Origin of the sequence: Candidatus Alistipes pullistercoris (assembly GCF_027665465.1) — a bacterium.
GTDB lineage: Bacteria > Bacteroidota > Bacteroidia > Bacteroidales > Rikenellaceae > Alistipes_A > Alistipes_A hominis.
In genome coordinates this window covers 203,544-217,196 of record NZ_JAQDED010000003.1, presented here as the reverse complement: position 1 = coordinate 217,196, position 13,653 = coordinate 203,544, and the positions used below count along the sequence as shown (strand labels likewise).

8 protein-coding genes are annotated in these 13,653 nt (G+C 55.9%); 3 read left to right on the top strand and 5 right to left on the bottom strand.

Translation table 11 applies throughout. From position 1 onward, the window contains the following. Position 1 precedes the first annotated feature (1 nt). Positions 2–364 carry a preprotein translocase subunit SecG gene (gene secG, locus PGR91_RS06540; protein WP_055204184.1) on the top strand — a complete coding sequence of 121 codons (363 nt, stop codon included), beginning with the start codon at positions 2–4 and terminating at the stop codon, positions 362–364. Positions 365–476: 112 nt separating this feature from the next. Continuing rightward, positions 477–917, top strand: a complete 441-nt coding sequence (locus PGR91_RS06535) for an N-acetyltransferase (RefSeq protein WP_101570626.1) — start codon at positions 477–479, stop codon at positions 915–917. 209 nt (positions 918–1,126) lie between these two features. Here PGR91_RS06535 and PGR91_RS06530 read toward each other — a convergent pair whose 3' ends face one another. The 5 genes from PGR91_RS06530 to PGR91_RS06510 all read right to left on the bottom strand — a co-directional run bounded on the left by PGR91_RS06530 (position 1,127) and on the right by PGR91_RS06510 (position 10,825). Beyond that, positions 1,127–2,218 carry a PKD domain-containing protein gene (locus PGR91_RS06530; RefSeq protein WP_228385774.1) on the bottom strand — a complete coding sequence of 364 codons (1,092 nt, stop codon included), beginning with the start codon at positions 2,216–2,218 and terminating at the stop codon, positions 1,127–1,129. 5 nt (positions 2,219–2,223) lie between these two features. Then, positions 2,224–4,530: a GH92 family glycosyl hydrolase gene (locus PGR91_RS06525; RefSeq protein ID WP_118656598.1), complete on the bottom strand. Its 2,307-nt coding sequence runs from the start codon at positions 4,528–4,530 to the stop codon at positions 2,224–2,226. A 69-nt stretch (positions 4,531–4,599) separates the two neighbouring features. Continuing rightward, complete coding sequence (locus tag PGR91_RS06520) at positions 4,600–6,744, bottom strand: hypothetical protein (RefSeq protein ID WP_118656596.1); 2,145 nt, start codon at positions 6,742–6,744, stop codon at positions 4,600–4,602. Positions 6,745–6,761: 17 nt separating this feature from the next. Next, a complete protein-coding gene (locus PGR91_RS06515) occupies positions 6,762–8,603 on the bottom strand; it encodes a hypothetical protein (protein ID WP_118457449.1) in 1,842 nt (613 codons plus the stop codon). A gap of 92 nt (positions 8,604–8,695) precedes the next feature. Beyond that, on the bottom strand, positions 8,696–10,825 hold the full coding sequence (locus PGR91_RS06510) for a DUF5722 domain-containing protein (protein WP_118656594.1): 2,130 nt from the start codon (positions 10,823–10,825) through the stop codon (positions 8,696–8,698). A gap of 355 nt (positions 10,826–11,180) precedes the next feature. Between PGR91_RS06510 and feoB the strand changes: the two genes are divergently transcribed. After that, positions 11,181–13,652, top strand: a complete 2,472-nt coding sequence (gene feoB, locus PGR91_RS06505; protein WP_101570634.1) for a ferrous iron transport protein B — start codon at positions 11,181–11,183, stop codon at positions 13,650–13,652. The last annotated feature ends 1 nt before the right edge of the window (position 13,653 follow it).

Sequence of the window (13,653 nt, the reverse complement as noted above, 5' to 3'; positions counted from 1 at the left end):
AATGTATATTTTCTGCATCGTATTGATCCTGATAGCAAGCATTCTGTTAATTCTTGCCGTTTTGGCTCAGAACCCCAAAAGCGGCATGGCTGCCAATTTCGGAGCATCGAACCAGGTCATGGGCGTGCGTCAGACCGCCGACTTTCTCGAAAAATTCACCTGGGGGCTGGCTATTTCCATCGTAGTACTGAGCCTGATCGCAACGATGACCATGCCGTCGGCCAGCATTTCGTCGAGCAAAAGCGGCGTCGAAAGAGCGCTGGAACAATCGCTGGAAAGCAACGAAAACCTGATGCCGCAGGCATTGCCGGCAGCCGGACAGGACGCAGCCGCTCCGGCACAGACGACGGACTCTGCAAAATAGACGTTTCCGATCCGGCGGCGGCCATCGGCCGGTTTCGCCGGACGTTTTATGAATTTATACAAAAAAGGTGTCCAACAGAGCATGTTGAACACCTTTTTCATTTTCCCGCAACATGATACGACCGCTCGAACCGGAAGATACGGACACCGTACTAGAAATATGGCTGCGAAGCTCCGTCGCGGCACACGACTTCGTGCCGCGCAGCTATTGGGAAGGGAAGTTGGACGAAATGAGAACCCGTTACCTGCCCGACTCCCGCACGTTCGTCTACCAGGACGAATCGGCGGAAAGCGTCTGCGGATTCGTCTCGCTGGTCGAAAACTATGTCGCGGCCCTATTCGTCCATCCCGACCGGCAGGGACAAGGTATCGGACGCCGCCTGCTGCAATGGGCCGCAGCGCAATATCCGACGCTGGAACTGAGCGTATACGCCGAAAACAAACGGGCCGTACGCTTTTACCTCCGGGAAGGTTTCGAAATCCGACAGGAACAGACCGATGCGAATACCGGCCGCAAAGAGCTGCATTTACTGCTTCGAAACAAGCGATATTGAACCATCCTATGTCCAATCCTCGCGTCACATACAGGTTTACGGCGATGCCGGTTTTGCAATTGCGCCCGCAGAAAACACGGCGCGACGCTTCCAAACGATAATCAAGGCAAAATCAGCTAATTGAATAAAAATATTCAACTAAACGGATCGGGGAAGTTCGATGAACTTCCCCGATCCGTTTATCAATAGAATAGTACGGCAATCTGCCTTTACCGAGTCACCACCTCCCACACCTTGATGCGGCGGTCTTGCCCGTCCGGGCCTTCGACGGTCAGCGTCACCGTCCATTCGCCGGCTTTGGCATAACGGTGCAGCGGATATTCCTCGGAGGATTTCGTTCCATCGCCGAAGTCCCACTCCCGGCGGGCGATCTCTCCGGTCGAACGATCTTCGAACAACACGATCCGCCGGTCGCGATCGACTTCGGTAAACGCCCAATCGGCAGCGATTTTCGGCCGCAGCGTCTCTTCCAGCGGCATCAGCCGGAAAGCGTTTAGGAACGAAGCGTCGCGGATCATCCGGAAATCGTGCGACAGACACATTACCGGATCGGCTTTCGGCCGATCCACATCGAAATCGATCATACACCACGACATTCCGATCAACTCGTTCTCGGTCAACTGCGAAACGACCGAACGACCGGGCCCTTCGACCGCCGCGTAATCGAACGGCGTGATCCAGAACTCCATTTTCAGCACACCGGATTCACCCGGCCCGAAATCATAGTCGTACGCGACGTTGGCATACGGGAAATCCTTGATCCACGGCGTAGAACCCCATACCATCGCCCAGTCTTTCCCGTGCTGCACCGGCGTGAAAATGTGGTAATTCTGCGCATGGGCGCCATGTCCCTTGAAATGCAGGTCAGCAACCGGCAGCTTGTTGATATTGCCGTTGTCTTCCTTGATAAACGGACCGCCGGACGCGTCGCCGTCGACCACCAATTCGAAAATATCCTGCCGCAAACCCGGATCGGTAAAGTCCCAGCTATCGTCGTAAGCCTCCACATAGAAATAGAGCCGGTTCTCCCCGTTCACCCAACCGACCTTGACGGTCAGGTCGAACTCCTTCGGATCGAGGTTCTCACCGCGTCCGCCATGCGTATCGTACAACTCCGACAATCCAATCGCATAGGAATCGGGCACCATGTCCCAATCCGAAAAATCGCCGTCGATACGCGGAATAGCCGTCCGCGGAAACTGGAAAATCCGATACTCCTTCTCCGGCCGGGCGAACCCGAACGCCTGCTGCGCGCCGAAAATGCACAGCAAAACTCCCAATAAACAATTGATCCGTCTCATCCCTGTCAGTTTTCAAAGGTTTCGTCGCACATCGACTGCGGCAGGTCTTCCGGAGAACTGCCCCAGTTTTTATTCGGTTCGGGCCCCATCTCGAACGCCAGCGTCGCATTGCCGCCGAACAGGTCTTCGTGTCGCAGCCAATTCTTCGAATACGGTGCGCCATTCAGCGTTACGGACTGAATATAGCAATTTTCGCGCGATACGCCGTTCGCCCGGATCGTCAACACCCCGTTCGGATGCTTTACCGACATCTCCCCGAAAATCGGCGTTCCGATAAAATAAACGCCCCGACCGTGGGTAACGGGATAGAACCCCATCGAACTCATCACGTACCACGCCGACATCTGACCGGTATCGTCGTTGCCGCAGATCCCTTCGGGAGAAGTATCGTACAGCGTGTAGATCACGTCGCTGATCCGTTTTTGCCCTTTCCACGGTTGTCCGGCATAATTGTACATGTAAAGGGTATGATGCCCCGGCTCGTTGCCTTGCGCATACTGTCCGATCAAGCCGGTAATATCGGGCGCTGGGTTGTCGCCGTGTATCTCGGAGCTGACCGTAAACAGCGAATCGAGTTTGGCGACGAACGGATCGCGGCCGCCGAACAGATTCATCAGCCCCTTGCCGTCGTGAGGCACGAAGAAAGTCCACTGCCACGAAGTGCCTTCGCAGAAATCGTCGTCCGGCCGGTAGTGGTTCGAATGGAACGGATCGAACGGCGTCCGCCAACTGCCGTCGGAATTCCTGCCGCGCATAAAGTTCAGATTCTGATCGAAAAGATTCTTATACCAGCCGGCCCGGCCGATGTAATAGTCGTAGTCGTCCCGGTGCCCGAGCATCCGCGCCATCTGAGCGATGCACCAGTCGTCGTAGCAATATTCGAGGGTCTTCGAAACGGAAGTCACCTCCAGATCGCACGGTACGTACTCGTACTGCTTGTAATAACGCGTCCCGCGGAACGCTTTCAGAAAATAACCGAACGTATCGCGGTTGGCCGACGCTTTCATCGCCTCGTAAAGCGCTTCCGCATCGTAACCGCGAATCCCTTTGCAATAAGCGTCGGCAACCAGCGGCATCGAATGATAACCGATCATGCACATGTTCTCGACGCCGGCCAGCGTCCAGATCGGCAGTTGACCGCAGTGGCGGTAGTGCTCCAGCAAGGTTTTCATCAGATCGCGGGTCACGTCCGGCCTGAGAATCGCGATCAACGGGTTCTGCGCCCGGAACGTATCCCAAAGGCCCAGCACGCCGGCGAAATAACGGAAATCGCCCTTATATACCTTCGAGTCGGAACTGCGGTATTCGCCCGTCACATCGGAATAGAGCATCGGGTAGAGCATCGCGAAATAGAGACTCGTATAAAACACCTCCTTCTGCGGCGAATCGGCATCGGCGATCCGGACAGCCGACAGGGCTTCGTTCCAGTCCCGATAAGTCGTTTTCCGGACTTTATCGAAATTCCATCCTTTGATCTCGGCCCTCAGATTCTGCCGCGCGCCGTCCATACTGACCGGGGAGATGCCCACACGGACGACGACCGGTTTTCCCGCCTTCCCTCCGAAACGCAGCACGGCCCGCACGTCGGTACCTTCCAACTCACGGACGCCGTCCCGAAAATGCTTATGATCGAAAAGACGGCACGAAACGATCGGCTCTGAAAATTCGGCGTAGAAATAGACGTGCTGTTCCGGCGCCCAGCCGTTCGAAACCCGGTATCCCCGCACCGTACGGTCGTCGACCCATTCCAGCCGCGAGATTTTGACGGTATCGAAATCTTCGTCGGCGAAAATGGTCGTCGAATGCTCGCAGCCGTGTTTCAAGTCGATGATCAACTGCCGCATCGCCCCTTCCGGATACGTGTAGCGGTGCATCCCGCAGCGAGCCGTAGCCGTCAGTTCGGCATCCACGTCCGAATCGAGCCTGATCCGGTAATACCCCGGTTCGATAAACTCCTGCTCGTGCGAATAACGGCTGCCGACGCGGTCGGGACAAACCTGCTGCTGCGTCCATACGGCATCCATAACCGGAAAGAACATGATGTCCTGATAATCGGTTCCGCCGCCGCCCGATTTATGGGTGTGGCTGAAACCGTAGATCAACGGATGGTCGTAGTGGTAGCCGGAAGCGGTGAAATAAGTATCCGGCCCCAACTGCACCATTCCAAACGGAGCTGCCGCCACCGGCACGACACATCCGGCCGCCCCGGTTCCCATCATCGGCCGTACGCAGGCAGCCGGTTCCGATCCGGCGGCAAACCCGGCCGTACACCACAGCAAGGCGACAGCCGATACGATTTTACGATAATTCATCTCGCATTTTATTAAAAAAGCGGGAGCCTGCCGTTCAACAGGCTTCCCGCAATGAAATTTTCCGAATAACTACTTTTTACCTTTTGCCGCCTCGGCTTCGCGGTCCAACAGGTAGTAGATGTTGTCCGCGATAGCGGAAGGAGGAATAAACATACCGCCGTAGTTGCCCGTCGTCGCATTGTGCGTATCGGGGAAACAATAGTCGAACGCACCCTCTTTGTAACGGTCGTACGTCTCCGGAATATTGTGCGGACGCCAGTTGTCGTCGGTATGCACATTCATCCAACGGATCGCCGCATTGGTAATACCGCGGTGGAACTTCATCCAGTCGATCTCCGGATCGACCTCCTCCCAGCGGATGCCGTTCGCAATCGACTGAGCGAACACGGCGAGCACCTCCCACTGCACATGGTCGCGCACCCAGTTGGCGAAGTACCAGTCGCTCGAACTGAGCACCGGTTTGGTATTGTACAGCATCGGAATCTCCTCCGGCTCCCACAGGTGCGTGAAAGGCAGGATCGTACGCATCCAGTAAACCGCTTTTTCCTTGTATTTCGGATCGCCGAACTGCTCGAACGCCTTGTAGTTGGCGATGGCGGCATGTCCCGCGGCGAACAGGTTGGCCGCATGCAACGGGGTTTCCCAGAAGTCGCCGCCCTCGGGGCGCGTCATCGACATGCAGAAGTCGATCGCCTTTTTACCCGCGTCCAGGAAACGCTGTTCGCCGGTTTCCTTCCCGATTTGCAACAGTTCCATCGCCGGCAGAATCGTAATGTCGAGCGCCGTAGCCCCGTCGAGTCCCATCGGCTCTACGAAAGAGGTCGCTACCTTGAAATCGTCCTTGCGGTAGTGTCGTCCGTCCGGTTCGAAAGCGAACGAACCGTCGGCACGCTGGATTGCCAGAATTTCGTCCCCATGTTTTACTTGGCGGGCCTTCTTCTGTTCGGGCGTCTCGATCTTAACCATAGGAACTTCTTTGGGCTGCAACGATTCGATTTTGGCCTGCAACTCTTTAACTACCTGCGATTTTTTATTTTCGTTCATGTAACGCCTCAAAAATCCTGGAATGTTCGGGCCGGCCTCGTCGATCGAACGCTGCACCACGCCGAAACCATGCCCCTCGTGCCACAGGTTCGTATTATAAGCGCCGGCCATCAAGTCGAGCGCCTTACGGTAATCCCATTTCGGAGCCGAAGGTTCAGGCAGGCCATGACGTTTCACCCAGTCGGTTACCACATCGACGCTGTTCCCTTTACTGAGCCACAGTTCGGCGTCGAATTCGATCTTCTCGCCGATACGCAGTTCCGGAGCGATCTGCGAATAAATCTCGTTCTCATGCCCTTCGACCGAAGCGTCCGGAATCATCAGACCCATCAGTTGGTTATTCATCCGATCGACGAAATTCGGCGAGGCGAACACCGGTTGCGGATGCTGCGTGCGGTAGTTGAACCAACGCGCCGCTACCGCATTCGGGTCCCATGCCAGTCCGATACCGTCCCCCTCGTAGCTGATCGCCATCAACGGCACAGACACCTTGTTGGGGTGGGGGACGACGCGCAGCGCCCACGGGTCTTTGAAAAAGTCTGAACCGCTCGTCCACTCGTCGCCGATCGCCCAGTCCACACCCGGCAGGATCGCATCGTCCTTCTTCGTCCCGAACGACGATTCGCCCACCTTCAGCCATGGACCGCGCAGGTAGCGCAGGTAGTAATTACCGGTCGCCGTCAGATCGTATTTCAGTTTGACGAAAGGAGAATCCGGAGTGACGGTAATCGTCACCGTTCCGGTAATGGCCGGCTCGCCGTACGGATAGTGCATCCAGTTGTCGAACGAAGTGCCTTTCAACATCTCGCGCACGACCACCGATTTGACGTTGAATACGAGACTTTCGCCGTCGTCCGTCCTGACCCGGGACACCGAATCGGCCTCGAAACGCATCGGGATGTCCTGATCGCGGATCATCAGTTCGCCCAGATGATCCATCACGGCCATCAGCTTGCCTTCGGGCGTCAGAATTTCACCCCAGCCCCAGCCTTTGATCCGTTTGAAAAAGTTCATTGTGACATACTTGTTTTCGAGCGTCACCGACTCGTTGACATAACTGCTCTGCTTGAAATGCGGAGTCAGGCGGCCGTTGGCGGCCGTCGCGCTGCGAGCCGTAAAGACCGAGACGGACAACGCCGCCAGGACAGCCGGGAAAAACATTTTTTTCATATCGTTTCAGGTTATCGTTAATCCTCTTCATACCGGTAATTCGCGCGGCGCGACGGGGCCTGATCGCCATTGAGCAGGAACTCGTCGATATCCCCCAACTTTTGGATGCCGTCGGCCCAATGGAAATCGAAAGCCAGTTTTCCGGGCCCGAAACAGCTACGCGGAACGCTCACCATCAGCTCGTTACCCTGGTAGCGATAGGCTGCTTCGCGGCTTTTCCTCCATCCGGTCTTATCGTAGGTTTTGACCATGCTCTTACCGCTTCGGAAACCGTCGTTAACAAGCAGGTCGTAGCCTTCCCATCCGGTCGCATGCTGCCTGTCGGTATCGATAAACAGCAACATCCAATACGGATCGGTATGCGGAGTAAGCGGCTGCGCCGTTTTTACGTAGAAATAGACATACTTATCGTCACGCGCCACCTTCGACTCGATAATGTCGTTGCGCCCGGTCGCATTCACATACGGCCCGGCGGCGAAATTACCCGGACTGTCGCGGTGATACGTATCGCCCGCATGATCGTAATAAGTCTTTTTGACCTGCCGCCACTGGTCGAAACCGCCGTTCAGGTCGATCGTTACCGGTTCGCCGGCCGGTTCGGGCTTGGCAACCCCTTTGTACTTCCGGACATTGGCGATCAACTGGTAGTAATAGTTGTCGGTATGGCCGCCCTTCATCGGTTCGATGTCTCGGCTGAACTCCTGGTTGTACTGGTCGATGAAATAGCCTTCGCCCATTTTGACTTCGCGGCCGCCTTTGCCGCATTTGGCTCCGGGGAAAAAGTCCCATTTCTTCATCTCCTCGGCGTAATCCGGATTCGTCCGGTTCATCTGTCCGGCCGTCCATTCGTTCCAGCCGGTCACGAATATAAATTCCGGATCGACCTCCAACGCACGCTGCCACTGCTGATCGAAATAAAGCCCCTTATCGGTATCGGTCGTCGCATCGTACCGGTCGTGTTCCGGCTCCACGCCGTCGCGGAAACTCCGTCCGATATTCGACAGCGGATGCTGCGCGGATGCCACCGGCACGTACTCGGCCCGGTCGGGCGACTCGTGCCAGCCGACCGACTGCGGATAATGGTCCACCCACGGCCACTCGTCATGTCCGTCGTCGTACCACCGGAGCGTCGTCCACGCCCAGCTTTGTCGGATCGTGAAAAAATCCCGGATCTCTTTCGGGAAACGGACATCGTCCATTTGCTGGCGCCCGCCGATGATATGCTGCCCGAACATCAGCAACGGCTTGCCTTTCCAGCGGAACCACAGATCGGCATACAACCCCCGGCTGTAGATCTGATCCCAGAGCTGCTGCACCGAATTCTGGCTGGCCAGGCAGGCGATCTGCGGCGTGGTCTCGCCCTCGGAACGCATCTTGCGGAACACTTCGGCGATGAAGACGAAAACATCTTTGTAAATATTGTCGTTCGTATTGTCGAGAACGATCAGATCGACACCCGCGTCGGAGAGCATCCGCGCATGACGGCGGATGATCCACTCGTCCTTCATGATGTAGTAACCCGCTTCCGGCTCTCCCCAGTAATGGACGCCGCCGCCCCATTTCGGGTTCACCGGATCGGCCTTCAGTATCTCGGTCACGTTATAAGGACCGTCTTTCGCCCCGTTCTGGTTGTGGGTTACGAAATAGAACATCGCCACCGTGCGGTTCGTTTTACGCGGACCGCACTCCGCATAACCGGGCAGCGTCCGTCCGAGCGCATCGGTAGCCACCCACGTATCGGCCTGCAGGTCGCGGCCGCCGCATCCGGCAGCCTGACCTGCCGTTTGCGCGGAAACGCTTCCCGACAGCAGACCGAAGGCCGCGAACAGAGCCGCCCGCGAAATCTTAACAGTAAACATCGTATTCAAATTTATCAAAACCGGATTCTTATTTATCCGCCGAATCCCCGCCCGAAATAGGCGAGGATACCGGCGGATGATTCAATTACAATCTATTTCGATTGGGTCGGCATGGCGATCGGTTCTTTGTAAATAATCTGATCCCAACTGTCGATGCCGATGATTTTCTTAGCGAATTCGAATGCCTCTTCTTCCCGGTCGGTGCCGAAAGCCTGGAATACGAACCAGGCCGGTTTGCGTCCCGACGGATCGTCCTTATCGTCCGGGAAGCGACGGATACCGATCCTGAGACCTCCTTCGCCGCGCTGGTCGAACCAGCCGTGCATCTGATAAGCGTCGATTCCGTCGCAGGCTTCGAGCTTCTTCAACGCATAAGCCATTCCGGCAGCCTGTTCCAGCAGCGCTTCTTCAGAGTAATCTTTCGAATTGGGATTCTGTTCAGACAGATAAAGCGTACGTTTCTCCTTGCCTTTATAGAGCGCGCGCGGCTGCTTGATCCATGCGTCGAGCACTTCGAGGTTCTTGAACGTGATCAGCGGCGTATTGTAATCGAACGTCGCTTCGGTATCGAGCCACGCTTTCGGTTCGAACAACGATTGCGGATAAGGATGGTGTGCCACGCCCCATTTGAAATCGCCTTCGGCCTCGGTGTAATCGAGCAGCAGGTCGAGCAACTGGGCCGACGGGTAGCAATACTCGTTGTGGCGCGACTGCCAGTAGTGGGTCAGCGTAATCAACACTTCGGCATGCGGGTTATATTTGCGAGCCGTATAATAGAGCAAACGCATCGACTTGACGTAAATATCCATGAACCGCAGCGGCGTTTTGATCCCGGCATTGGTCCACACCCAACCGGCATCGACTTCGTTGTGGGCGATCCAGTGGTGGATGCGGCCGTACTTCTTGTCCGGGCGGTTGTAGCGCGAAGCGAGGAAATCGATCGCGGCGGCGTAAAGGTTCAGCGATTCGAGCGTCGTCATGTTCGGCATCGTATAGATACCCGCCGGATCGAAATCCGGATGTTCGAACAGTTTACCGGCGGCTTTGTCGGCAAAAGCGCGCTCCGGAGCCACCAGAATGATCGCGCTGACGATCATGTTTTTCGAAGCCGCGAATTGCAGCGTCTTGTCGAATCCGTCGATGGTTTTCTTATCGGCATAATAAGTTTTGCCGTTGTATTCGAACGGAATCGAATTGTCGGACGGAGTCAAGCGCATAAAACCGAGCCATATATTGACCGTAATGCTGGTCGCCTGCAGGCTGTCCGCATCGGAAGCGTACGGACCGTCGTGGAAACCGCCGATCCCTTTTTTGGTAGCCACCACCTCGTGCGGCAGATCGTACTGAGCCTTCACGTCGTCGGCATAACGCCCGTGCGAACAGATCAGATATCCCTTCTGCGACTTCTGGGCCAGCACCCAGCGCGAATAGAGGCGGTCGTACTGCCGCCCGTCAACCTGCGCATAGCGGTCGAATTTCAGCTTGAAGTTCGTCGGCTTATCGATTTTCTTTTCGGTAATGAAAGTCAGATCGGTCAGGTCGCCGAACATCGGCACTTCGCACAAATAAACGTCGCCCGGCATTCCTTTGATATTACCGGCCACTTCGACGCCTTCGTCGGTCACTTTCACGTCGGTCACCTGGCACGGGTGATCTTTCTTAAGGTAAACGTCGATATCGTGGTTCAGTCTTTTCTCGCGTGCTTCCCGTTCGGCTTTCTGCCGGTTCTGAGCGATCTCTTTTTCGGTATAAGCCCTCAGGCGCGGCGACTTGATCCGCATGGTGGTCGGTTTGGCCGCATTCGGAACGATCAGCAAGCTCAGAAAATCATTGGGGCTTTTAAGCTGTTTGAGTTTATCGGACACATCGACCGAGAAAGTGCTCCATCCTTCGGCGATCGGCAGGCGGATCATGTTCTCCTCGATGCGCGACCGGTCGTTATTGACCGTCACGACCATGAACTCCATGCCCGAAGCGCAGAAATAATCGAAACTCAGCACCGCCACATCTTCCGGCAACTGCTCTTTCAGCGGAGCGAACTCAATCACCGCGTCGTTCGGAGCGGTCGTCACCTCGAACACTCCCTTTTCGACCTCTTTCATCACAAAACCCTTCGACTCTTTCGGCGCGACGGACAACGGCACCGCATCTTGGGCATGCGACTGCGAAACAAACAACAAGGCCCCGATCAACAGCAGGCCGACAAAACGTTTCTTACTCATCTCTTCGTTCAGTAAAATTAGGTTAAAGTTATCTCCGGCGGCATGCAAAACCACACGCCTTACCAAATACAATAATACGATTTTTTTGCCGAAAGGCCCGACGATTTGTCCCGAAAAATCATTTTACGGAGTATTATTATCATTTTACGGAGCATACGGAGCGCTCCGTACATACACTTTTTTCGCCTTTTTCCGTTTCGTCCGGTAGAACAACCGGGATACTGTTTTATCTTTGCAGCGGCAGTCATAACCGATTCGAGGTACGAGGGAAGCCTTTTTCCCCGGCTTCAGGTATTTTCCGGAATCCTCCGGTTGCGTACCTTTGCCCGGAAAAAATTTCCCGGTCTGACGATAAATGGAAAAAGAAATCATAAATAAACGCCTGTCGGAACTGAAGACGTCGGAAGAAGGGGTCATCACCAAAGTGTTCGGACACGGCTCTTTTCGCAACCGGATCACAGAAATGGGATTCGTTCGCGGCAAAACGGTGCGGGTCATCAAAAACGCCCCGCTGTCGGATCCCATCGAATACGAAATCATGGGTTACCGCATCGCCCTGCGCAAAAGCGAGGCGGAACTGATCGAAGTTTCGCTGCCGAGCGGCGGAACGGCGGGGTCGGGACTTCCGTCCGGCGGAACGTTCCGGGACGAATCGGTCAACCGTTTTCAGCACGTAACGGGCCGAACCATCAACGTCGCGCTGGTCGGCAATCCGAATTCGGGCAAGACATCGCTGTTCAACGTCGCGTCCGGCTCCCACGAACGGGTCGGCAATTACAGCGGCGTGACGGTCGACGCCAAACAGGCCGTTTTCCGGCAGGACGGCTACACGTTCAACCTGTTCGACCTGCCTGGCACCTATTCGATCACCGAATACACGCCCGAAGAACTTTACGTGCGCCGGCACATTCTCGACGCCATGCCCGACGTGGTTATCAACGTGCTGGACGCCTCGAACCTCGAACGCAACCTGTTCCTGACCACGCAACTGATCGACATGGACTTGAAGGTCGTGATCGCGCTGAACATGTACGACGAGCTCGAAAAGTCGGGTCTGAAACTGGACTACCGTAATCTGGGCCGGATGATCGGAATCCCGATCGTGCCGACCGTCGCCTCCCGCGGCGAAGGAATCCGGGAACTGTTCAAAACCGTGATCGACGTGTTCGAAGACAACGAACCGATCGTGCGGCATATCCACATCAATTACGGGAAAGACATCGAACACAGCATCCGGCTGCTGCAAGACGAGATCTGGAAAAATACCGACCTGGTCGCCCGCTATTCGTCGCGCTATCTGGCGATCAAACTGCTTTGTAACGATAAAAACGGATACGAAGTGGTCGAACCGGCCGCCAACTTCGCCGAGATAAGCGCCGTGGCGGAACATGAACGGCAGAAACTCGAACGCCAGTACAAAGACTGCGTCGAAACGATCATTACGGACGCCAAATTCGGGTTCATCGCCGGAGCGCTCGAAGAGACCTGCCAGGGCATCAACCTGCGTAAAAACCGGCCCGACGACCGCGTCGACCGGATCATGACCCACAAGGTCTGGGGACTCCCGATTTTCCTGCTGATCATGTGGATCATGTTCCAAACGACCTTTTCGCTCGGCGGCGTCCCGGCCGGATGGCTGGAAACCGGCGTCGAATGGTTAGGGGACTTCATCGGCGGAATCATGCGGGAAGGCCCTTTGCGCGAGCTGATCGTCAACGGGATCATCAGCGGAGTGGGGGGCGTGATCGTCTTCCTGCCGAACATCCTGATCCTGTTCTTTTTCATCTCGCTGATGGAAGACACCGGCTACATGGCGCGGGCGGCTTTCATCATGGACAAGTTGATGCACAAGATCGGATTGCACGGCAAATCGTTCATTCCGCTGCTGATGGGTTTCGGCTGCAACGTTCCGGCCATCATGGCCACGCGCACGCTCGAAAGCAGAAAAGACCGGCTGATGACCATGCTGATCATCCCGTTCATGTCGTGCAGCGCCCGGCTGCCGGTCTACGTCCTGCTGATCTCGGCCTTTTTCCCGTCGAACCAGGGACTGGTGCTGTTCTCGATCTACCTGATCGGCATCCTGATCGCCATCGGGTCATCCATCCTGTTCAAAAAACTGCTGTTCGCAAAGGCGGAGGCTCCGTTCGTTATGGAACTTCCGCCGTACCGGATACCGACGACCCGCAACGTAGTCCGCCACATGTGGAGCAAAGGATCGCAGTACCTACGGAAAATGGGAACGGTCATCCTGGCTGCGTCAATCATCATCTGGGCCCTCGGATACTATCCGCGCAACGTGGAATATTCGGTCGATTACGACCGAGTGGCGGCCGAAATAGCCTCTTCCGGCCTGTCGCCCGAAGACGAGCAAGCAAAACTGCAGGAACTGAACGACATCCGCCATGCCGAACACCAAAAGCAGTCCTATATCGGAAAAATCGGTCGTTTCATCGAGCCGGCGATCCGGCCGCTCGGCTTCGACTGGCAGATCGGAATCAGCCTGTTCAGCGGACTGGCGGCCAAGGAGATCGTCGTCAGTACGATGGCCGTGTTGAGCAACAGCGGGGACGACGACGCTTCGCTGGCCGAGAACCTGCAAAAACAGGTATACACGCAAGGCGACAAGGCGGGACAACCGGTCTACTCGCCGCTGGTAGCCTACACGCTGATGTTATTCATCCTGCTTTACGTCCCCTGCATCGCGGCCATCGTAGCCATACGCCGCGAAGCCGGTCGCAAATGGGCCGCGCTTTCGGTCGTCTATTCGACGGGCTTAGCATGGTTATTGTCTTTTGTCGTTTACCAGATAGGAAGCTGGCTATAAA

Coding starts and splice junctions, on each gene's coding strand:
- PGR91_RS06515 (WP_118457449.1), bottom strand. CDS start 8,603: ATGTTTACTGTTAAGATTTCGCGGGCGGCTCTGTTCGCGGCCTTCGGT.
- PGR91_RS06530 (WP_228385774.1), bottom strand. CDS start 2,218: ATGAGACGGATCAATTGTTTATTGGGAGTTTTGCTGTGCATTTTCGGC.
- PGR91_RS06535 (WP_101570626.1), top strand. CDS start 477: ATGATACGACCGCTCGAACCGGAAGATACGGACACCGTACTAGAAATA.
- PGR91_RS06520 (WP_118656596.1), bottom strand. CDS start 6,744: ATGAAAAAAATGTTTTTCCCGGCTGTCCTGGCGGCGTTGTCCGTCTCG.
- secG (WP_055204184.1), top strand. CDS start 2: ATGTATATTTTCTGCATCGTATTGATCCTGATAGCAAGCATTCTGTTA.
- PGR91_RS06510 (WP_118656594.1), bottom strand. CDS start 10,825: ATGAGTAAGAAACGTTTTGTCGGCCTGCTGTTGATCGGGGCCTTGTTG.
- feoB (WP_101570634.1), top strand. CDS start 11,181: ATGGAAAAAGAAATCATAAATAAACGCCTGTCGGAACTGAAGACGTCG.
- PGR91_RS06525 (WP_118656598.1), bottom strand. CDS start 4,530: ATGAATTATCGTAAAATCGTATCGGCTGTCGCCTTGCTGTGGTGTACG.